The following is a 19,796-nucleotide window of genomic DNA, read 5'->3' as shown; positions in this document are numbered from 1 at the left end:
ATGTCCGGCTGTCGGCCGCTCGGCGCTGCGGCGGGGGCGGATGCCGGTGCTGGCGCCGTGGCGACCCGAGGGGTGCTACGCGGTGCGGCAGCACGCTGGACGGGCGACGGCGGGGGTGGTGGTGTCCAGACCGGTGCCGGCATGACGGCGCGCGGCGGCGGTTCCGGCTGGACGGGTGCGGAACGCCGGAATTGATCAAATTCCCTCGTTGCCTGAACGATGGCGTCGCCGCCCGGACCCGTATGCAGGGGCCAGAGCTGCGCTTGCCCCGTGACGGGTCCCGCCAGCAACCCCAGCGCCAGCATGCCACCTTGCCAAAGCTGTCGCATTGCACCGCCTTTCTCGCCTGCAATTCCTGCCTGTGGTGCCAGGACCAGGGTGATACGCCCTTCTTGTTCCGCACCGAACCGTGCCACGCCCTTTCGCTTGGCGGGGGCATGCGCCACCTTCAGTGGGACGCGGAGGCCGGTTGCCCGCCTCATGAGTGCTCAGGACCCGGACCGTCCCCGGCCGAGCCGGCGGCAGCGGCATTGCCCGACACCGCCGGTATGTCGAGCCGCACCACCAGCCCCGGCCCGTTATCCCCGAGCGTCAGCGCCATGCCATGCAACTCCGCCACCGCCGCCACAAGCGCCAGGCCCAGGCCGGTTCCGGGCGTTGCCCTCGCGGCATCCAGGCGGTGAAAGCGCCGGAGCACCAGGGGCCGAGCCTCAGCCGGGACGCCAGGCCCATCATCCGACACCGCCAGTACCATCCCGCCCTCCGGCCGGGTGGCCAGGGAGAGCAGGATCCGCCCGCCTGCGCGTCCGTGCTTGACCGCATTGTCCACCAGATTGGACAACATCTGGGTTACCAGATCCCTGTCCCCGACCGCGACAATGCCCGGCTCGATGCGTGTTTCCAGCCTTTGGCCACGGGCCTCGGCCGGCGGCGCATGCACCTCGGCGACCGTCTCCACGACTTCGGAGAGATTGAAGGGTGCAAAGCCCGCGCGCCGTGCCCCGCTTTCCACCTGCGCGATGCGCAGCAGGGCGGCGAAGATGTCCAGCAACTGCTCGCATTCGGCGATCGCGCCCTCGGTCGCCTCTCGCCAGGCGGCATCGCCCTCGGCGGTGCGCAGCGCCGCGTCCAGTCGCTGGCGCAGCCGATTCAGTGGCGTGCGGAGGTCATGCGCGATGTCGTCCGTCACCTGCCGGAGCGCCTGCATCAGCCCCTGCACCCGATCGAGCACGGTGTTGATCCGCCGCGCCAAGCGGTCGAATTCGTCATTGCCCTCGCGCAGCAGCAAGCGGTGGCCGATCTCTCCCGCCTCCACCCGCGCCAGCACGGCGTCCATGGCTGCGGCCCGCCGGGTCACGCCGCGCCCGACCACCACGCCGCCCAGCAGGCCGAGCAGCAGCGCCGCTCCGCCCACCCAGCCCGCAGCGGCGAGCAGGAAGCCCTCCAACTGCCGTACCGGCGCGACAGCCCGCCCCACCACCAGGAAGGTCCCCCCGGGCAGCGGCGTGCCAAGCGCCAGCAACTCGGTCTCGACCTCGGCGCCGGAGAGTCTGAGACGCCGCCACCCCGCGGCCCGCGGCGCCGCCGCCAGATTGCCGGCGAGGCGCCTCCCATCCGGTCCGGCCAGCAGGTAGTATTGCGTGCCGCTTCGGTCGGCAGCGATGCGCGCCTCGATCGAGAGGACGACGGATCCGGGTCCGCCCAGCCGCGCCGCCTGCACCAGCAGTCCGGAGTCTTGCTCGACATCCTGCGCCAGTTGTCGCAGCGCGAAGCCGGTGGTGGCCCACCAGGCGACGCCAGAGAGCGCGAGCGTCCCGAGCAGCGTCAGGCCGAGATGAAGCAGCGTGATCCGGAAGGCGGTGGTGCGCCACCAGCGCGGGCGATCGCGCCTCATCGCATGCGTCAGCCCCAGGGCCGCCCGACCGACCGGCGAGGCCGCAGGATCGACTGCGCACCCGGGCCGCGAAGGCTGGTCGGGTCTGCCGGACAGGTCGGTGCGGGCGCGGGGGCGCACGGGCGTCCCAACTCCTGGGTTCTCCTAATCCGGGGCGCGGAGGCAATAGCCCGCGCCGCGCAGGGTATGGATCAGCGGCGGCGCTCCCTCCCGGTCCAGCTTGGCGCGGAGCCGGCTGATATGCGTCTCCACCACGCTGGTCTTCGGGTCGAAATGGAAATCCCACACGCCTTCCAGCAGCATGGTACGCGTCACCACCTGGCCTGCCCGCCGCATCAGGTATTCCAGCAGGCGGAACTCGCGCGGCTGCAACTCGATCCGCTGGCCGCCGCGCGTGACGCTGCGCCTCAGCAGGTCCATCTCGAGGTCAGCGACACGCAGCACCGTCGGCTCGCCGGAGAGGGGCGGCCGCCGGGCGAGGGCATTCAGCCGTGCCAGCAATTCGGCGAATGCGAAGGGCTTGCCGAGATAATCGTCGGCGCCGGCCTCCAGCCCCTCCACCCGGTCACCGACGCCGGTGCGCGCCGTCAGGAACAAGGCCGGCGTGCGCACGCCCGCTGCCCGCAGCGCCCGCACCAGGCCAAGCCCGTCCAGCTTCGGCAGCATCCGGTCCACCACCAGCACGTCATAGGAGCCGTCGCTGGCCAGGAACAGCCCGTCCCGCCCATCCGAGGCGCGGTCCACCACATGCCCGGCCTCGGTCAGGCCGCGCACCACGTAGTCGGCGGTTTCCGTGTCATCCTCGACGATCAGGATCTTCACCCAGATCTCCAACGCATTCCGCGACCCGACCGGCTGGGGGACCGGTGACCATTCCTTACCATACGGATTGGTATGCCTCGGGCGAGGATGGAGGCAGGCGCCGGGGTTTTCCATGCCCCCATGCCACCCCGGCGGGTGGCCCGCATCATGGAGGACCTTATGCCTGTTCCGAACCGCCGAATCCGCGTGATGGCCGCCGGCGCGCTCGCGCTGGCGCTCGGCACCACGGCGCTGACGCCCTGGGTCTACCCGGCCGAGGCCCAGACCGGCGCGCCGCCGGCCGCCGGCACGGCGATCGCCCTGCCGCGCCCGGCCGGGCCCGATTTCGCCGACCTCGCCGCCCGAGTCGCACCAGCGGTGGTCCGCGTCTCGGTCACCGGTCGTGCCGATCCCTCGGCCCTCGTCGAACTGCCGCCCGAGTTGCGCGGCACGCCCTTCGAACGCTTTTTCCGGCAGCGCCAGCAGGGCGGCAGCCCGCGCCGCGCCATGGGGCAGGGCAGCGGCTTCATCATCGACCCGAGCGGCTATGTGGTGACCAACAACCACGTCGTCGGCCAGGCGGAGAGTGTCCGCATCGAGCTGGCTGATGGACGTGACCTGCCCGCCAAGGTGATCGGCACCGACTCGAAGACCGACCTTGCCCTGCTGAAGATCGAGGCGGGCAACAACCTGCCCACCGTGAGCTTCGGCGACAGTGACAGGCTGCGCGTCGGCGAGTGGGTGCTCGCCATGGGCAATCCCTTCGGCCTCGGGGGCACGGCGACCGCCGGCATCGTCTCGGCCCGCGGCCGGCAGATCGGGGCCGGGCCCTATGACGACTTCATCCAGACTGATGCGCCCATCAACCCCGGCAACTCCGGCGGTCCGCTCTTCAACACCGCCGGCGAGGTGGTGGGCGTCAATACCGCGATCTTCTCGCCTTCCGGTGGCAATATCGGCATCGGCTTCGCCGTCCCGTCTTCCCTGGCACAGATGGTGGTTGCGCAGTTGAAGGAGCATGGGAGGGTCGAGCGTGGCTGGCTCGGCGTCTCCATGCAGCGGCTGAATCCGGAACTGGCGGCCGCCCTCTCCGCCGGGGAGACCAAGGGGGCGCTTATCGCCGGCGTGGAGCGTGACGGGCCGGCCGCGCGGGCGGGCCTGCGGCCGGGTGACCTGGTGACCGCGGTGGACGGCCGCACTATCGCCCTGCCGCGCGATCTGGCGGAAGCGGTGGCTGCCGTGAAGCCAGGCGGCACCATCACCCTGCGCCTGCTGCGGGATGGCCGGCCGGTGGAGCAGAAGGTCACCCTCGGTCAGAGTCCCGAATCGCGCGAAGCCCGCCTGGCCGGGGAGGAGCGGCAGTCCCAGGCCAATCTCGGGCTCACGCTGGCGCCCAACCCGCGCGGTGGCGAGGGCGCGGTGGTGGCGGAGGTACGGCCGGACAGCCTGGCCGCTGCACAAGGGCTGAGGCCCGGTGACATCGTCCTCCGCGCCGGGGACCGCGCGGTGAAGGGACCGCGGGACGTCGTCGAGGCCGTTGGCACCGCACGGAAGGAGGGCAAGCCGGCGATCGCGCTGCAGGTGGAGCGGGAAGGGGGGCAGGCCTTCGTGGCGCTGCCGCTGAATGCCGGCTGACAGGGCAGGGAGGGCCTCGCCCTCCCTGTACCCTTCCGCCAATGGCCGGAAGCCCCCTGAGCCAGGAGTCAGGCGATCGTGCAGGCTTCCGCGAAAGGCAGGCGCGGGAGCTTGCCGAACAGGCCGGCGGGGTCGCCATGGCCGAGATTGCAGAGGAAGTTGGACTTGACGGTGGTGCCCGCGAAGAAAGCCTCGTCCACCTTCGCCTTGTCGAAGCCGGACATGGCGCCGACATCAAGGCCGATGGCCCGCGCCGCGATCATCAGATAGGCACCCTGCAGCGTCGCATTGCGGAAGGCCGTCTCCTCGGCGACCGCCGGGCTGCCGGTGAACCAGGACTTCGCATCGGTGTGCGGGAAGAGGTAGGGCAGCTTCTCATAGAAGTCCATGTCCATGCCGATGATGACCGTGACCGGCGCCGCCATCGTCTTCTCGAGATTGCCCGAGGAGAGTGCCGGTTTCAGCTTCTCCTTGCCCTCGGTCGTGGTGACGAAGACAAACCGCGCGGGCGAGCAATTGGCCGAGGTCGGGCCCATCTTCAGGATGTCGTAGAGCTGACGCAACTCGGCCTCGCTCACCGGCTCCGGCTTCCATGCGTTGTGCGTACGCGCGCTGAGGAACAGCGCGTCAATTGCGGCGTGGTCGATCATTCTCGTCTCCGTCTCAGTCACCCGTGGGGCTTGCCGATGAAGCCCGCGAGGACCTCCGCCACCGGCAGCACATCGGCATACTTCACTGCCCTGTCGTAAAGGCTGACGGAATGGGGGCTTTCGCCGCAATCCGCAACGGCCTCCTCCGGGGTGATCATCCGGAAGCCGCAGGACAGGTCATCCGCCACCATCGCCCGGACGCAGCCCCAAGTCGAGCCGCCGGTGACCAGGACGGCATCGACCCGGTGGCCGTTCAGCAAGGGGGCAGGTCCGTCACGAAGGTAGCGGAAGCCATGCGCCTGGTGACCGCATTCGGTGGCGCACCGCCTCTCTATCCATGGAACCAGCCGGCGGAGCAGGATACGGCGCAGTGGTCCGAAGGGTCTTCCCGCTGGCCCGGCTTTCTAGTTTGCTGGCTGGAGGAGGAATCGCGACATGGGCCCAGCCACCGCCATGAATCTCGGCCGCCTGCTGACCCAGACAGCGCGGCGCCTGCCCCACCACGTCGCGCTGGCCTGGGGCGACCGGCAGTGGAGTTTCGCAGAGCTGGACGCACGCGTGGACAGCCTCTGCGCCGCGCTGCGGGCCCACGGCATCGGCAAGGGTGACCGCGTCCTGGTGCATTCCCGGAACTCGAACGCCATGTTCGAGAGCATGTGGGCGGCGTTCAAGCTGGGCGCGGTCTGGGTGCCGACCAATTTCCGGCTGACGCCGGCCGAGGTCGCCTACCTGGCCGAGACTTCCCGCGCCAGGGTCATGCTGCGCGATCGCGGCTTTGCCGGCCATGCCGATGCGGTGCGTGCCGCCGGGCATTGCCGCCTGGTGCTGGCCGTCGGCGATGCGCGGGCGGATGAACTGGACTACGAGGCTGCGCTCGCCGCGGCCGAGCCGCCGCCGCCCGACCATGAGGCCGAGGTGGCCTATGGCGACCCGCTCTGGTTCTTCTTCACCTCCGGTACCACGGGGCGGCCCAAGGCAGCCGTGTTGACGCATGGCCAGATGGCCTTCGTCGTCACCAACCATCTGGCAGACCTCTTCCCCGGCGTGACCGAGCGCGACGCCTCGCTGGTGGTCGCACCCCTCTCGCATGGCGCGGGCATCCACCAGCTTGGCCAGGTGGCACGCGGCGCCCGGACCGTGCTGCTGCCGTCCGAGCGACTGGATGTGGAGGAAGCCTGGCGGCTGGTGGAGGAGCACCGCGTCTCCAACATGTTCACCGTGCCCACCATCCTGACCGCGCTGGTCGAGCATCCGGGCGTGGACCGCTACGACCATTCCTCGCTGCGGCATGTGATCTATGCCGGCGCGCCGATGTACCGCGCCGACCAGAAGCGGGCGCTCGAGAAACTCGGGCCCTGTCTTGTGCAGTATTTCGGCCTGGGCGAGGTGACCGGCAATATCAGTGTGCTGCGGCCGGACCAGCACAGCATCGAGGATGACGAGAGCTTCCCGCTCGGCTCCTGCGGCAGCGCGCGGACAGGAATGGACATAGCCATCCTGGACGAGAAGGGTGCGCGCCTGCCGGCGGCCGAGACCGGCGAGATCTGCGTGCGCGGCCCGGCTGTCTTCGCGGGTTATTTCGAGAACCCGGAGGCCAATGGGAAGGTCTTCCGCGGCGGCTGGTTCCACACCGGCGATCTCGGGCACCTGGATGCGCGCGGCTTCCTCTATGTCACTGGCCGGGCCTCGGACATGTATATCTCAGGCGGGTCGAACGTTTATCCGCGGGAGGTGGAGGAGGCCATCCTGACCCATCCTGCGGTGCTGGAATGCGCGGTGGTCGGCATGCCGCATCCACGTTGGGGGGAGAGCGGCGTCGCCGCCCTCGTGCCGCGTCCGGGCATGGCGGTGACCGAGGCGGAGGTGCTGGCGTACCTGTCCGATCGGCTCGCCCGGTACAAGCAGCCGCTGCGCGTGGTGGTGTGGGAGGCGCTGCCGAAATCCGGCTATGGCAAGATCCCGAAGCGGCTGGTGCAGGACCGGCTGCGGGAGGAGGGGGTGGTATTCTGATCCCGCGCATGGTGCGGTGCAGCAGCGGCTGGTAATCGGACTGCATGCAATCGCTCCCCTGGTTCCTGCCCATCATGCTCGGCGCCATGGCAGCCTTCGGGCCGCTGGCGACCGATATGTACCTGCCGGCCTTTCCGGCCATCGCGGCCGGGCTGCCGGCCGACCCTGCTTCGGTGCAGGTGACGCTGGCGACCTTCTTCGCCGGCACGGCGCTCGGCCAGCTTGGCTATGGGCCGCTCTCGGACCGATTCGGGCGGCGTCCGGCGCTGCTGCTGGGGCTCGTGGTCTTCACCCTGGCCTCGATCGGCTGCGCGCTGACGCGGGATGTCGAGATGCTGATCTGGCTGCGCTTCTGCCAGGGCCTGGGCGGTTGCGCCGGCATGGTGATGGCGCGGGCGATCGTGCGGGACGTGACGGAGGGCGCGGCTTCCGTCCGGCTGATGTCGCAACTGATGCTGGTGATGGGGCTGGCGCCGATCCTGGCACCCTCGATCGGCGGCGCATTGCTGGCCGTCGCGGACTGGCGGGCGATTTTCTGGGTGCTGGCAGCCTACAGTGCCATCCTCGCCGTGGTGGTGCACTTGGCGTTGCCCGAGACGCTGGAGGCGGAGCGGCGGCGGCGCGAGGGGTTCGCCGGCATCCTGCTGACCTATGCGCGGCTGCTGCGGAACCGGCATTTCCTCGGCCATGCGCTGGCGGGCGCGCTGCCGACGGCGGGGATGTTCGCCTATATCGCCGGCTCGCCCTTCGTGTTCATGCAGCTTTTCCATGTGCCGCCGGCGCAGTATGCATTGTTCTTTGGCCTGAATGCCTTTGGGTTGATCACGGTGGGGCAGGTGAATGCCAGGCTGGCGCTGCGCCTGCCGCCGGAGCGTGCATTGGCCTGGGTGCTGGCCTTCATGTCGGTGGCCGGGCTGGCGCTGCTGGTCGTCGCGGCGAGCGGCCTCGGCGGCTTCGGTGCGATTGTCGCCCTGCTGTTCTGCTACGTCGCCTGCATTGGCGCGGTGATGCCGCTGGCGATAACCCTGGCCCTCGCGCCGCAGGGGCGCGTGGCGGGTAGTGCCTCCGCGGTGATCGGCACGCTGCAATTCGGCCTGGGCGCCGTGAGCGGCGGCCTGGTCGGCGCGCTGCACACCGGCACGGCCTTGCCCATGGCGCTGACGATTGCGGTCTGCGGCGTTCTCGGCTTCCTTGCTCACCGCCTGTTGGTGCGCTGACGCAGGCCGGGTGCAGGAGCGCTTCGCCTCTGCCGTGGCGCAGGGGGCAAAGCCCCCTGCCGCTCAGCCGCGCACCTGGCTCCGCAGCATGTGCTTCTGGATCTTCCCCGTGGAGGTCCGCGGCAGTTCGGAGAAGACGATCTGCTTCGGCGCCTTGAAGGCGGCCATGTGCTGCCGGCAATGCGCGATCAACTCGGCCTCGGTCGCCTCGGCGCCCGGCTTCAGCTCGACGAAGGCGCAGGGCACTTCGCCCCATTTGTCATCCGGCTTCGCCACCACCGCCGCCAGCATCACCGCCGGATGCTTGTAGAGCGCATCCTCGACCTCGATGGAGGAGATGTTCTCGCCGCCCGAAATGATGATGTCCTTGGAGCGGTCCTTGAGCTGGATGTAGCCGTCCGGATATTTCACCGCGAGGTCGCCGGTATGGAACCAGCCGCCGGCGAAGGCGGTCTCGGTGGCCTTGGCGTCCTTCAGATAGCCTTTCATGACGACATTGCCGCGCATCATCACCTCGCCGAGCGTCGCGCCGTCCGCCGGTACGGGCTGCATGGTGAGCGGGTCCATGACATCGAGGGACTCGAGCGCCTGGTAGCGCACGCCCTGGCGGGCCATGAGCTTGGCCTGCTTGCCGGCCGGCAGCGCGTCCCAGGCGGCGTTCCACTCATTGACGACGGAAGGGCCGTAGCACTCCGTCAGGCCGTAGACATGCAGCACCGCGAAGCCTGCGTCGCGCATGGCGGCCAGCACCGCCTCGGGCGGCGGCGCGCCGGCGACGACGAACTGCACCTGACCCTTGAGCTCCCGCTTCTGGCCGGCCGGCGTGTCGAGCAGCGTCGCCATCACGACGGGGGCGCCGCACATATGCGTCACGCCGTGCTCCGCCATCAGCTCCCACATGGTCGGCCCGCGCACGGCGCGCAGGCAGACATGCGTGCCGGCGACGGCGGTGACTGTCCAGGGGAAGCACCAGCCGTTGCAGTGGAACATCGGCAGGGTCCAGAGATAGACCGGGTGCCGCGCCATGCTGGCCGAGAGGACATTGCCGGTGGCAAGCAGTTGCGCGCCGCGGTGGTGGTAGACAACGCCCTTCGGCTTGCCCGTGGTGCCGGAAGTGTAGTTGAGGGTGATGGCGTCCCACTCGTCATTCGGCAACAGCCAGGCGAAGCGCGGGTCGCCTTCCGCCAGCAGCGCCTCGTAGCCCAGCGCATCCATGGTATTGGCCCGGGCCTGCTCGCCCGCCTCGGGGTCCTCCACCTCAATCACCAGCGGCTCGACCTTGCACTGGGTGAGGGCGAGGCGCAGCAGGGGGATGAATTCGCGATCGACGATGATCGCCTTCGCCTCCCCGTGGTCGAGGATATAGGCGATGGTCGCGGCATCGAGGCGGGTGTTCAGCGTGTTCAGCACGGCGCCGGCCATCGGGACGCCGTAATGGCATTCCAGCATTTCGGGGATGTTGGGCAGCAGCGCCGCCACGGTGTCGCCGCGGCCGATTCCCCGCCCGGCCAGCGCCGAGGCGAGGCGCACGCAGCGGTCCCTGAGCTCCCTGTAGGGGCGGCGGACCGCGCCATGGACAACCGCGAGGTGCTCCGGGAAGACCTGCGCCGCCCGCTCCATGAACAGAAGCGGCGTCAGCGGCTGGTGGTTGGCGGGGTTGCGGGAGAGCCCGGTCTCGTAGTCCTGCGCGGCCATGAATTCACGTCCCTACCGATGCCGCCATTCCGGCGTGCGCTTGCCGAGGAAGGCGCCGATCCCCTCGGCAGCGTCCTCGGCCAGCAGGTTCTCTACCATGATCGTGCCGGCTGCGGCATAGGCCTCCGACAACGGCATGGCGGCCTGGGCGTTGAAACCGCGCTTGCCCATGCGCAGCGCGACGCCGGAGCGGGCGGCGATGCGCCGGGCCAGCGCCAGCGCCTCCGGCAGCGCCTGCCCGGGCGGGACCACGCGGTTGACGAGGCCCATGCGCTGCGCCTCGGCGGCCGGGACCATCTCGCCGAGCAGCAGCATCTCCATCGCCGCCTTGCGCGGCACGGCGCGGGCGAGGGCGACGCCCGGCGTGGTGCAGAAGAGGCCGATATCGACGCCAGGGGTGCAGAATTTCGCGCCCTCCGCCGCCACGACCAGGTCGCAACTCGCGGCGAGCTGGCAGCCGGCGGCGGTGGCGATGCCTTCCACCGCCGCGATGACGGGCTGTGGCAGCCCAACCACGCCCTGCATGACCCTGGCGCAGGCGGCCATGGTCTCCTCGAAGAAGCCACGGCCGCCATCGGCGTCCTCGCGATGGGCGGTGATCTCCTTGAGGTCATGGCCGGCGGAGAAGGCGGGGCCTTCGGCCGCGATGACGACGCAGCGGATGCCGTCCTCGGCGGCGATGCCGTCCAGCGCCTCCTGCAGCGCGGCCAGCATGGCAAGCGAGAGGCTGTTGCGCGCGGCAGGGCGGTTCAGGGTCAGGATGGCGACCGGGCCGTCATCGGCGCGGAGAACCAGCGGGGTGTTCTGGACGGACATCGAGCCTCCCGAAACGCAAAAGGGCGGGGGGAAGATATTTCCCCCCGCACCCCCCATCTGTTTCTGTGAGTCTTATACCCGACAGCTCAGACGGGTGTGAACATCGTTGCCGGCGGGGCATCGCCCTGGGTCGGCTTGAAGACGACCTTGACCTTCTGGCCGATCTTCAGGCTGTCCAGATCGCAATCGACGATATTGGTGAAGACGCGCACGCCCTCATCCAGCTCGACATAGGCGACGCAATAGGGCTCCTTCGTCCGCATCACCGTATAGGTGTAGATCGTGCCGGTTCCCTTGGCCTCCACCAGCTCCACATTGTTCGAGAGGGTGAAGGGGGAACAGCCGCGCGGATACCAGAAATGCTTGCCGGTATCCTTGCAGAGGCCGATCAGCAGACGGCCCTCGCGCGCCGCGTCGAAATAGGGCTTGTTGGTCGGGTCCACCTGGATCGCCGGCAGGGCCCGGTTGCTTGCCATCGTGGCCATCGTGATCACTCCCGCTCCAGGATGACGGTCGCGCTGCCGTGGCGCGTACCCAGCAGGCCGCCGGTGCCATGCGCCAGCGCCAGGGTGCAGCCTGGCACCTGGACCTTCGGATGCGCCTCGCCGCGGAGCTGCCGCACCGCCTCGATCACCTTGGTCATGCCGCCGCGATTGGCCGGGTGGTTGTTGCAGAGCCCGCCGCCATCGGTGTTGAAGGGCAGCTTGCCGACGCCCGAGATGAGGTTGCCGTCGGCGACGAACTTCCCGCCCTGGCCCTTTTCGCAGAAGCCCAAATCCTCCAGCTGCATCAGCACGGTAATGGTGAAGCTGTCATAGATCGAGGCGTACTGGATGTCCGCAGGCCGGACGCCGGCTTCCTCGAAGGCGCGGGGGCCGGACCAGCGGGCACCGGAATAGGTCAGGTCGGTGTAGCCGGCATTCTGGTTCTTGGTTGCCTCGCCATGGCCCTTCACCTTGACCAGCGGGCGCTTCAGAGATTTCGCGATCTCCGGGCGGGTGATGATCAGCGCGCCGCCGCCATCGGAGATCACGCAGCAATCCAGGCGGTGCAGCGGGTCGGAGATCATGGGGGAGTTGACGACCTCCTCCACGGTCACGACCTTGCGCAGCATCGCGTGCTCGTTCCACTGCGCATGGTGGCTGGCCGCGACCTTGATCCAGGCGAGCTGCTCGGAGGTGGTGCCGAACTCATACATGTGGCGCATGGCGCACATGGCATAGGCATTGGCGACCGTGCGGCCGTAGGGGATCTCGAAGGGGTCGTCCGGAACGTTCACGCCCCAGCTCCGCGGCGCGGTGCCGGTGGCCATCGCCTCCGCCCGCGGCCGGCCGGCCAGCGTCACCAGCGCGACATTGCAGAGGCCGAGCGCGATCGCCTCCGCCGCATGGCCGACATGCAGGACGTAGGAGGAGCCGCCGACATCGGTGCTGTCCAGGTGCTTCAGCTTGGTCAGGCCGAGATAGTCCGCCATGTTCAGCGGGCCGAGGCCGGGCGCGGCGCCGGTGCAGAAATAGCCGTCGATGTCGTCCTTGGTCAGGCCGGCATCCTGCAGGGCGCCATAGGCGACCTCGGCATGCAACTGCGCCACCGACTTGTCGTCGGCCTTGCGCGTCGGGTGCTCATAGGCCCCGACGATATAGGCCTTGCCGTTGATGCTCATGGGCGTCGCGGCCCTCCCTCTTGGTTCGCTGGCTAACTATACCGGCGCAGGTTTCCCCCGGCGGGCGTCGGCGTCAAGACGGGCAGCCCGTTCCCGGGCATTCGATCCGGCCCCGTGCTCCGGCCGGCGCGGGGCAGGCGGTGCTCACACCACGCTGGTCAGCCCGCCATCGACATAGAGCAGGTGGCCATTCACATAGCTCGACGCGTCGGAAGCCAGGAACACCGCCGCCCCGACCAGTTCCGGCAGTTCCCCCCAGCGCCCGGCGGGCGTGCGCTTGCACAGCCAGTCATTGAACTCGGCATTGGCGCGCAGCGGCGCGGTCAGTTCGGTGCTGAAATAGCCGGGCGCGATCCCGTTGCACTGCAGGCCGTGCTTCGCCCAGTCGGCGCACATGGCCTTGGTCAGCATGCCGATGGCGCCCTTGGAGGCGGTGTAGGGACCGGTGGTGGGGCGGCCCAGCATGCTCATTACGCTGCAGGTATTGATGACCTTGCCGCGGCCGCGGGCGATCATGCCCTTCGCCACGGCGCGGGCGCAGTAGAAAGCGCTGTGCAGGTTGGTGGCGATCACCGCATGCCAGGTCTCGTCCGGCATGGCGTCCAGCGCGCCGCGCAGGTTCACCCCGGCATTGTTGAAGAGGATGTCGATCGGGCCGAGCTCGGCTTCGATGCGCGCGACGCCGGCCTCGACCGCCGCGCTGTCGGTCACGTCGAAGGGGGCAATGTCCACCCGGGCGACGCCGTCGGCGCGCAGCCCCTCGGCCGCCTTCTCCAGCTTGGCCAGGTCGCGGCCGTTCAGCACCACGCTGGCCCCGGCCTGACCGACGCCGCGGGCCAGCGCCAGCCCGATTCCCTGGCTGGAGCCTGTCACCAGGGCGCGCCGCCCCGTCAGGTCGAAGAGCTTGACCGACATCGTCCCATCCCCCACGCAGCCCATCGCCACGTCATCCGTTGAGCCATGCGCAGACCGCCGGCCGGGGAAGTTGCCGCCCCGCGGCGATCTGCTCTACAGCGCGGCGAGACAAGCAGGGGAGGCGGGCGTGGACAAGCCGGAGCTTCTGGTCATGGGCGTCCTGCCCGACTGGGACCTGGAGCCCTTGGCGGAGCGCTACACGCTGCGCCTGCTCTACGAGGCGCCGGACCAGGAGGCCTTCCTGGCGCAGCACGCGCCCGACATCCGCGGCATCGTGACCAAGGGCGAGATCGGTGCCTCGGCGGCGCTGATGGAGCGGCTGCCACGGCTCGAGATCGTCGCCTGCTACGGCGTCGGGATCGATGCCATCGACAAGGGCTGGTGCGCCACCCATGGCATTCCGGTGACCAACACCCCGGACGTGCTGACCGAGGACGTGGCCGACATGGCCTTCGCCCTGCTGCTCGGCGCGGCACGCGAGATCCCGCGTGCCGATGCCTGGGTGCGGGAGGGGACCTGGGCGCGGGAAGGCTCGATGCCCCTGACGACCCGGGTCTGGGGCAAGCGCCTGGGCATCGTCGGGCTCGGCCGCATCGGGCGGGCGGTGGCGCGGCGGGCGGAGGGCTTCGGCATGCCGGTCAGCTACAGCGGCCGGACCCGGAAGGAGGACGTCGCCTATCCCTGGTACCCGACGCCGGCGGCGCTGGCGCCGGAGGTGGACATCCTGGTCTGCTGCGCCATGGGCGGGCCGACCACCCAGGGGCTGATCGATCGCGCCGCCTTCGAGGCGCTCAGGCCCGGCACCATCTTCGTCAACGTGTCGCGGGGCTCCTGCTGCGACGAGCCGGCGCTGCTGGAGACGATCCGCGCCGGCCGCATCGCCTTCGCCGGCCTCGACGTCTTCTGGAACGAGCCGGCGATCGACCCGGAATTCGCCACCTTTCCCAATGTGGTGCTGGCGCCGCATGCGGCGAGCGGCACGGTCGAGACACGCAAGGCCATGGGCCAGCTCATGCGAGACAATGTCGATGCGCATTTCGCCGGCCGGCCCCTGCTGACGGAAGTCCGGTGATGCCCTCTGACGGCCAGGGCGCCGAACGGCGCGGAGAGCTGAATCGTCCGGCCGGTGGGCGCGCCGTCGTCATCCATGCGCCGAAGGACCTGCGGATCGAGGAGCGGGCGGCGGCCGAGCCCGGTCCCGGCCAGGTGCGGCTGCGCATCCGCGCGGGCGGCATCTGCGGCTCCGACCTGCACTACTACCTGCATGGCGGCTTCGGCGCGGTTCGGCTGCGGGAGCCGATGGTGCTCGGCCACGAGATCGCCGGCACGGTCGAGGCGGTGGGGGAGGGGGTCGCGCACCTCGCCCCCGGCATAAGCGTCGCGGTGAACCCGAGCCTACCCTGCGGCGCCTGCCGCTGGTGCCTGGCGGGCCAGCCCAACCACTGCCTCGACATGCGTTTCTACGGCAGCGCCATGCGGCTGCCGCATGTGCAGGGCGGCTTCGCCCAGTCCCTGGTCTGTGAGGCGGCCCGCGCGGTGCCGCTGCCCGATGGCATGGACATCGCCCGCGCCGCCTTCGCCGAGCCGCTCTCGGTCTGCCTGCATGCGGCGCGGCAGGCCGGGCCGCTGCTGGGGGCGCGGGTGCTGGTGACCGGCGCGGGCCCGATCGGGACGCTGGCGGTCGCCGTCGCGCGCCATGCCGGGGCGCGGGAGATTGTGGTGACCGACCTGCTCTCCTCGCCGCTGCTGACGGTGCGGCGGATGGGGGCGGACCGCACGGTGGCCGTGGCCGAGGACCCCGAGGCACTGCGCGGCTACGCTGTCGACAAGGGCCATTTCGACGTGGTCTTCGAGGCGAGCGGCAGCGCCGCTGCCCTCAAGACCGCCATAGAGGTGGCGCGGCCGGGCGCGGTCATCGTGCAACTCGGCCTCGGCGGCGATGTGTCGCTGCCACTCTCGGCCCTGGTGGCGAAGGAGATCGCGCTGCGCGGCACCTTCCGCTTCCAGGAGGAATTCGCGCTGGCAATCGAACTTCTCGCGCGCGGCGCCATCGATCCGATGCCGATGCTGACCGCGACATTGCCGGTCGAGGAGGCCGTCGCGGCCTTCGAACTGGCGGGCGACCGCAGCAAGGCGATGAAGGTGCAACTTGCCTTCTGAACGCGAAGGTTTCGAGGGCAGTTCGGCCCTCGGCGGGGTAGCGCGAGGGGGCGACGGTGCGCCGCCCGGGAGGCAGGAGGGCGAAGCCGACCGTGGCAGGAAGGGCATGGCCGAGTCCGCCGCACGCCATGGTGCGGAAGCCGCCCGAGCGCCGCATCGGGAGATGGGCCTGCAGGGCCGAGCCGTGGCTTGGGGCCTCCTCTCCATTACCACCGCCTCGGCCGGCAGCAGGCGCCACTGTGTTCGGCCGGGGAGCCCGGGTCGGGTGTGGGCCGGCGCCAGGGCACGGTCGGTCTGGGCGGCAGTGCGATCAGCACCCGTCGATCACCGCGCTGAATCCGCCCGGGGTGATCGAGAAACTCCGCTTTGCCTCGATATTCCCCACCCCAGGCAGGCCGGAGGCTTGGCCGCAGCAGGCCAGGGCCGAAAGCACCAGATGGGGCGAGGTCACAAGATCCCGCGGCACCGCGCTGGAACAGGCTGATCGCCGCCTCTCCCGAACCGGGCTACAAGCAGGCATATGGCGTGGAGACCTCGCGGCCGGAGGGTGGGGCCTCCGCGCCGCAGAGGAGGAGACAGGCATGTCCGACACTTTGCCCTTCCGGCCTTTCGCGGCCGGTACCCAGCCGCCGCTCGACGCGCCGGCCTATGGCAGCACCCATCTTCGCCATCCGAAGCGCGCCCTGCGCAAGCTGGCGCAGACGGTCAGCGAGACCACTGGCCCCCATTTCACCCCTGCGCTCTTTCCCGAGATCAACGACCTCACGAAGCAGGCGAGTGGTGAGCCGCTGGGGGAACGGATCATCGTCGCCGGCCAGGTGACGGATGAGGACGGTCGGCCCATCCCGAACACCATGATCGAGGTCTGGCAGGCCAATGCCGCCGGCCGCTACGCCCATCCGCGCGACATGCATGACGCACCTGCCGACCCGAATTTTCCCGGCGAGGGCCGCATCTTCACCGATACGGAAGGCCGGTACCGCTTCGTCACCATCAAGCCGGGCGCCTATCCCTGGCGGAACCACCACAATGCCTGGCGGCCGATCCACATCCACTTCTCGCTCTTCGGCACCGGCTTCGCCCAACGGTTGATCACCCAGATGTACTTTCCCGGCGACCCCCTGCTCAACCTGGACCCGATCTACCACGCGGTCAGCGACGCCGCGGCGCGGGAGCGGCTGGTGAGCAGGTTCGACCTGGCGATCACCGAGCCGGAATGGGCGCTGGGCTACCGCTTCGATATCGTGCTGCGCGGCCGCGGGGCGACGCCCTTCGAGGATGGGGGACACCACTGATGCCCACCGCCACCGCCAGCCAGACCATCGGGCCCTACTGGCACCTGATCGAGCACAAGGAATGGGCCGACCTGACGCGCTTCGGCGCGGAGGGAGAGCGGATTGAAGTGACCGGCCGCGTCACCGATGGGGCCGGTGCGCCGGTCGCCGATGCGGCGGTCGAGATCTGGCAGGCCAGCCCGCTGGCGGATGAGCGCTTCCCCGGCTATGGCCGCAGCGCAACGGATGGCGAGGGCCGTTTCCGCTTCATCACCCTGAAGCCGCAGCCGGTAGCGGGTCATGGCAACCAGACCCAGGCGCCGCACCTCTCGATCGTTCTGCTGGCGCGCGGGCTGATGACCGCGCTGCGGACGCGCCTCTATTTCGAGGGCGAGGCGCTGAACGAGACCGACCCGCTGCTCTCCTCCATCGAGGATCCGGTGGAGCGGGCGACGCTCATCGCCCGCTCCACCGGCCCGGGGGTCTGGACCCTGGACATCCGGCTGCAGGGGGAGGGGGAGACGGTCTTCCTCGAGGTGTGAGGAAGGGGGGACGCCCGGCGCGTCCCTCAGACGAACTGGCCCCGCAGGAAACCCAGGGCGGGCAGCGGGGTCCATTTCCTCGGCAGGTCGTGCCGCTTGATCGGCGCCACGCTGTAATGCGGCACGGGCTGGGAGGAACGGCGCAGGAAATCCTCATAGGCCCGCACCTGCTGGGCCCGCCAATCCCGGTCGGCCAGCGCGGCCGCCCGGCTGCGGAATACCTCGGCAATCCGGCTGGTGCGGCCGATGGTCGCATAGACAGCCCAGAGCGTGTCGTCGTCGCTGCGACCGACGCTGACAAGGTCCCTCACCATCCCTGGATCGCAAGCGGCGCGGCTGGCGTCAAGCGCAACCTTCGGAGGATCGGAATGCGGGTCATTCCAGCTCCTTCCGGGCTTCCTGCAGGCGCGCCAGATCCTCGGCGCTGACCTTGGGATAGTGCAGGTCGAGCTCCCCCAGCGCCAGGGCGAGGGCGCCCGCCACGACCAGCCGGGTGAACCACTTGCTGTCCGCCGGCACGACATACCAGGGCGCGTGCGGCGTGGCGGTCGCGCGGATCGCCTTCTCATAGGCCGCCTGGTAATCATCCCAGTGGTGCCGCTCGGCGACGTCCTGGGCGCTGAATTTCCAATGCTTTTCCGGCTCGTCGATCCGGGCCAGGAAGCGCCGGCGCTGCTCCTCCTTGCTCACATTCAGGAAGAATTTCAGGACGACAATCCCCTGGCGGGACAGGTAGCGCTCGAAATTCGCAATGTCCTCCAGCCGCTCCTCCCAGATCCGCTTCGTCCGCAGCACGGGCGGCAGTTTCTGGCCGGCCAGGATCTCGGGATGGACCCGCGCCACCAGCACTTCCTCGTACCAGGAGCGGTTGTGGATCCCGATCTCGCCGCGCGGCGGCATCGCCAGGATGTGGCGCCAGAGGAAATCGTGGTCACGTTCGATCGGCCCCGGCGCCTTGAAGCTGGCGACCCGCACGCCCTGCGGGTTCACGCCGGAAAACACATGCTTGATGGCGCCGTCCTTGCCGGCGGCATCCATGGCCTGGAACAGGCAGAGCACCGCCCAGCGATCCTGGGCATAGAGCATGTCCTGCTGCTCCTTCAGCAGGGCGATGCCCTCCTGCAGCAACGCCTTGGCTTCCTGCTTTTCCAGGCCGAGGCCGGCGGTGTCGGCCGGGTCATGGTCCTTGAGATGGAAACTCCTGCCGTCCTCGACCCGATAGCGAGCCAGCAATTTGCGGACCTGCGTCACATCGACCACGGCGTTCCTCCCCCCGGTCAGGCCGCGCGGCGAGCCTGGAGACGCGGCGCCGCGACCAGCCACAGAACCGTCAGCGCCTGCAGCGCCAGGGTCAAGCCCAGCGCCCAGGAATAGCCCGCCGGGTCCCAGCCACCCGTCGCGCTGCGCGGCCAGAGATCCAGGATGAGGCCGATGCCATTCTGCAGCAGGAACACCAGCGCGAGCATGCTGAAATTGAGCGCGGTCGCCACCCGCCCGGTCAGTTCCGGCGGGAAACGCTGCGCCAGCACGGCATAGGAGATGGGCCCGACCGAGCCGACACAGGCGAAGCCGAACCAGAAGAGGGACAGGGTGACCACCCCCTGCGGCTGGGCGATCAGCACCATCTGGAGCACCGCCATGGCGGCCATGCCGGCGAAGGGCACCCGCATGGCCTCCACCCCGCGCTTCTGCAGGGCGGAGGCGAGATGCCCGCCGAAGAGTTGCCCCGCCATGATGCCGAGCGAGTAGCAGAGCAGCACGCCCGCCCGCGCCGCATCGCCGAGCCCGCCGACATCGCGCAGCCAGGGTCCAGCCCAGAGCCCCTGATAGGTGAAGACCAGACCGGAGAGCAGCGCGACCGCCGGCATGTTCCGGGTAAAGACCGGGTGGCGGAAGATCCGGGCGAACTCCGCGATCTCGGCCCCGAGCGGGCGCCGCACCGCTGGCCGTGCCCCGGGTGGGTTGGCCGGCACGGAAAGCCGGATCCAGAGCGCGGCGAGCACCGCGAGGCACGCCAGCACCAGGAAGACGCCGCGCCATCCGATGGAGGGCAGCACCGCCTGCACCGGCAGGGTGGCGGCGAGCCCGCCGGCCGCGCCGAAGAAGACACCCGCGCCGGTCACCGCCGCCAGCCGCCAGGCCGGGTACCATTGCATGTTCGCCTTCATCAGCCCGATCAGCGCACCGCCGATGCCGATGCCGGTGACGAAGCGGCCCACCGCGAGCAGCGTCGGGTCCCTCGCCAGCGCGCAGAGCAGGAAGCCGAGCGCCGCGACCAGCGAGAGCAGGACCTGCACGCGCCGTGGTCCATGCAGGTCGATGGCAAGGCCGATCGGCAACTGGGCCAGCGCATAGGCGGCGAAGAACACCGCCGCCAGCGCGCCAAGGCCACTGGCCGAGAGGCCGAACTCCAGCGCCATGGCAGGTCCGACCGTTGCCACGACGATGCGGGCAGCCTGGTTCAGGAAGCCGACCGCGGCGAAGGGCAGGCTGACCCGGAGAAAGGTGCGGAGCGTCTCCATCC

General features: G+C 69.8%; 19 protein-coding genes. 7 read left to right on the top strand and 12 right to left on the bottom strand.

Going from position 1 to position 19,796, the window contains the following annotated elements:
• Positions 1 to 478 precede the first annotated feature (478 nt).
• Together LHA35_RS04805 and LHA35_RS04800 are read right to left on the bottom strand one after the other, a co-directional pair.
• Complete coding sequence (locus LHA35_RS04805) at positions 479 to 1,894, bottom strand: sensor histidine kinase (protein ID WP_226605202.1); 1,416 nt, start codon at positions 1,892 to 1,894, stop codon at positions 479 to 481.
• Positions 1,895 to 2,038: 144 nt separating this feature from the next.
• On the bottom strand, positions 2,039 to 2,716 hold the full coding sequence (locus tag LHA35_RS04800) for a winged helix-turn-helix domain-containing protein (protein ID WP_226605197.1): 678 nt from the start codon (positions 2,714 to 2,716) through the stop codon (positions 2,039 to 2,041).
• Between the two features lie 147 nt (positions 2,717 to 2,863).
• On the opposite strand from LHA35_RS04800, the gene LHA35_RS04795 reads away from it, so the two are divergent.
• On the top strand, positions 2,864 to 4,330 hold the full coding sequence (locus tag LHA35_RS04795) for a DegQ family serine endoprotease (RefSeq protein WP_226605194.1): 1,467 nt from the start codon (positions 2,864 to 2,866) through the stop codon (positions 4,328 to 4,330).
• Positions 4,331 to 4,398: 68 nt separating this feature from the next.
• Here the strand turns inward: LHA35_RS04795 and LHA35_RS04790 are convergent, their stop codons facing one another.
• Positions 4,399 to 4,980: a malonic semialdehyde reductase gene (locus tag LHA35_RS04790; RefSeq protein WP_226605191.1), complete on the bottom strand. Its 582-nt coding sequence runs from the start codon at positions 4,978 to 4,980 to the stop codon at positions 4,399 to 4,401.
• A gap of 17 nt (positions 4,981 to 4,997) precedes the next feature.
• Entirely contained in the window at positions 4,998 to 5,240 is a 243-nt protein-coding gene (locus tag LHA35_RS04785) for an isochorismatase family protein (protein WP_226605188.1), read from the bottom strand.
• Between the two features lie 175 nt (positions 5,241 to 5,415).
• On the opposite strand from LHA35_RS04785, the gene LHA35_RS04780 reads away from it, so the two are divergent.
• Together LHA35_RS04780 and LHA35_RS04775 are read left to right on the top strand one after the other, a co-directional pair.
• Positions 5,416 to 6,990 carry an acyl-CoA synthetase gene (locus LHA35_RS04780; RefSeq protein ID WP_226605185.1) on the top strand — a complete coding sequence of 525 codons (1,575 nt, stop codon included), beginning with the start codon at positions 5,416 to 5,418 and terminating at the stop codon, positions 6,988 to 6,990.
• Positions 6,991 to 7,034: 44 nt separating this feature from the next.
• Positions 7,035 to 8,207 (top strand): Bcr/CflA family multidrug efflux MFS transporter, encoded by a 1,173-nt coding sequence (locus LHA35_RS04775; protein WP_226605184.1) that lies wholly within the window; start codon positions 7,035 to 7,037, stop codon positions 8,205 to 8,207.
• A gap of 63 nt (positions 8,208 to 8,270) precedes the next feature.
• Here LHA35_RS04775 and LHA35_RS04770 read toward each other — a convergent pair whose 3' ends face one another.
• The 5 genes from LHA35_RS04770 to LHA35_RS04750 form a co-directional block, all read right to left on the bottom strand.
• Positions 8,271 to 9,902: an acyl-CoA synthetase gene (locus LHA35_RS04770; protein ID WP_226605182.1), complete on the bottom strand. Its 1,632-nt coding sequence runs from the start codon at positions 9,900 to 9,902 to the stop codon at positions 8,271 to 8,273.
• A 12-nt stretch (positions 9,903 to 9,914) separates the two neighbouring features.
• Positions 9,915 to 10,718: an enoyl-CoA hydratase gene (locus LHA35_RS04765; protein ID WP_226605179.1), complete on the bottom strand. Its 804-nt coding sequence runs from the start codon at positions 10,716 to 10,718 to the stop codon at positions 9,915 to 9,917.
• 86 nt (positions 10,719 to 10,804) lie between these two features.
• A complete protein-coding gene (locus LHA35_RS04760; RefSeq protein ID WP_226605178.1) occupies positions 10,805 to 11,203 on the bottom strand; it encodes a Zn-ribbon domain-containing OB-fold protein in 399 nt (132 codons plus the stop codon).
• Positions 11,204 to 11,208: 5 nt separating this feature from the next.
• Positions 11,209 to 12,381 carry a thiolase domain-containing protein gene (locus LHA35_RS04755; protein WP_226605176.1) on the bottom strand — a complete coding sequence of 391 codons (1,173 nt, stop codon included), beginning with the start codon at positions 12,379 to 12,381 and terminating at the stop codon, positions 11,209 to 11,211.
• A 144-nt stretch (positions 12,382 to 12,525) separates the two neighbouring features.
• Positions 12,526 to 13,296: an SDR family oxidoreductase gene (locus LHA35_RS04750; protein WP_226605174.1), complete on the bottom strand. Its 771-nt coding sequence runs from the start codon at positions 13,294 to 13,296 to the stop codon at positions 12,526 to 12,528.
• Positions 13,297 to 13,423: 127 nt separating this feature from the next.
• On the opposite strand from LHA35_RS04750, the gene LHA35_RS04745 reads away from it, so the two are divergent.
• The 4 genes from LHA35_RS04745 to pcaG all read left to right on the top strand — a co-directional run bounded on the left by LHA35_RS04745 (position 13,424) and on the right by pcaG (position 17,272).
• Complete coding sequence (locus LHA35_RS04745; protein ID WP_226605172.1) at positions 13,424 to 14,368, top strand: 2-hydroxyacid dehydrogenase; 945 nt, start codon at positions 13,424 to 13,426, stop codon at positions 14,366 to 14,368.
• On the top strand, positions 14,368 to 15,456 hold the full coding sequence (locus LHA35_RS04740; RefSeq protein ID WP_226605171.1) for an L-idonate 5-dehydrogenase: 1,089 nt from the start codon (positions 14,368 to 14,370) through the stop codon (positions 15,454 to 15,456). Before LHA35_RS04745 ends, LHA35_RS04740 begins: the two co-directional genes overlap by 1 nt.
• A gap of 581 nt (positions 15,457 to 16,037) precedes the next feature.
• A complete protein-coding gene (gene pcaH, locus LHA35_RS04735) occupies positions 16,038 to 16,751 on the top strand; it encodes a protocatechuate 3,4-dioxygenase subunit beta (RefSeq protein ID WP_226605168.1) in 714 nt (237 codons plus the stop codon).
• Complete coding sequence (pcaG, locus tag LHA35_RS04730; RefSeq protein WP_226605166.1) at positions 16,751 to 17,272, top strand: protocatechuate 3,4-dioxygenase subunit alpha; 522 nt, start codon at positions 16,751 to 16,753, stop codon at positions 17,270 to 17,272. Before pcaH ends, pcaG begins: the two co-directional genes overlap by 1 nt.
• 26 nt (positions 17,273 to 17,298) lie before the next feature.
• Here pcaG and LHA35_RS04725 read toward each other — a convergent pair whose 3' ends face one another.
• From LHA35_RS04725 to LHA35_RS04715, 3 genes are all read right to left on the bottom strand, one after another.
• Complete coding sequence (locus LHA35_RS04725) at positions 17,299 to 17,583, bottom strand: hypothetical protein (protein ID WP_226605165.1); 285 nt, start codon at positions 17,581 to 17,583, stop codon at positions 17,299 to 17,301.
• Positions 17,584 to 17,647: 64 nt separating this feature from the next.
• Positions 17,648 to 18,532, bottom strand: coding sequence for a polyphosphate kinase 2 family protein (locus LHA35_RS04720; RefSeq protein WP_226605163.1), 885 nt, complete (start codon positions 18,530 to 18,532; stop codon positions 17,648 to 17,650).
• A 17-nt stretch (positions 18,533 to 18,549) separates the two neighbouring features.
• Positions 18,550 to 19,794: an MFS transporter gene (locus LHA35_RS04715; RefSeq protein ID WP_226605161.1), complete on the bottom strand. Its 1,245-nt coding sequence runs from the start codon at positions 19,792 to 19,794 to the stop codon at positions 18,550 to 18,552.
• Positions 19,795 to 19,796: the final 2 nt, after the last annotated feature.

It is taken from the genome of Roseicella aerolata (genome assembly GCF_020523605.1).
Taxonomy (GTDB): domain Bacteria; phylum Pseudomonadota; class Alphaproteobacteria; order Acetobacterales; family Acetobacteraceae; genus Paracraurococcus; species Paracraurococcus aerolatus.
Note: the sequence above shows the minus strand (reverse complement) of the source record. Positions and strands in the feature narration are given on the sequence as shown.

What these genes read in the sequence shown, in the direction of transcription:
- LHA35_RS04805 (WP_226605202.1), bottom strand. Translation starts at nt 1,894, where the DNA reads ATGAGGCGCGATCGCCCGCGCTGGTGGCGCACCACCGCCTTCCGGATC.
- LHA35_RS04795 (WP_226605194.1), top strand. Translation starts at nt 2,864, where the DNA reads ATGGAGGACCTTATGCCTGTTCCGAACCGCCGAATCCGCGTGATGGCC.
- LHA35_RS04790 (WP_226605191.1), bottom strand. Translation starts at nt 4,980, where the DNA reads ATGATCGACCACGCCGCAATTGACGCGCTGTTCCTCAGCGCGCGTACG.
- LHA35_RS04780 (WP_226605185.1), top strand. Translation starts at nt 5,416, where the DNA reads ATGGGCCCAGCCACCGCCATGAATCTCGGCCGCCTGCTGACCCAGACA.
- LHA35_RS04775 (WP_226605184.1), top strand. Translation starts at nt 7,035, where the DNA reads ATGCAATCGCTCCCCTGGTTCCTGCCCATCATGCTCGGCGCCATGGCA.
- LHA35_RS04770 (WP_226605182.1), bottom strand. Translation starts at nt 9,902, where the DNA reads ATGGCCGCGCAGGACTACGAGACCGGGCTCTCCCGCAACCCCGCCAAC.
- LHA35_RS04765 (WP_226605179.1), bottom strand. Translation starts at nt 10,718, where the DNA reads ATGTCCGTCCAGAACACCCCGCTGGTTCTCCGCGCCGATGACGGCCCG.
- LHA35_RS04760 (WP_226605178.1), bottom strand. Translation starts at nt 11,203, where the DNA reads ATGGCCACGATGGCAAGCAACCGGGCCCTGCCGGCGATCCAGGTGGAC.
- LHA35_RS04755 (WP_226605176.1), bottom strand. Translation starts at nt 12,381, where the DNA reads ATGAGCATCAACGGCAAGGCCTATATCGTCGGGGCCTATGAGCACCCG.
- LHA35_RS04750 (WP_226605174.1), bottom strand. Translation starts at nt 13,296, where the DNA reads ATGTCGGTCAAGCTCTTCGACCTGACGGGGCGGCGCGCCCTGGTGACA.
- LHA35_RS04740 (WP_226605171.1), top strand. Translation starts at nt 14,368, where the DNA reads ATGCCCTCTGACGGCCAGGGCGCCGAACGGCGCGGAGAGCTGAATCGT.
- pcaH (WP_226605168.1), top strand. Translation starts at nt 16,038, where the DNA reads ATGTCCGACACTTTGCCCTTCCGGCCTTTCGCGGCCGGTACCCAGCCG.
- pcaG (WP_226605166.1), top strand. Translation starts at nt 16,751, where the DNA reads ATGCCCACCGCCACCGCCAGCCAGACCATCGGGCCCTACTGGCACCTG.
- LHA35_RS04715 (WP_226605161.1), bottom strand. Translation starts at nt 19,794, where the DNA reads ATGGAGACGCTCCGCACCTTTCTCCGGGTCAGCCTGCCCTTCGCCGCG.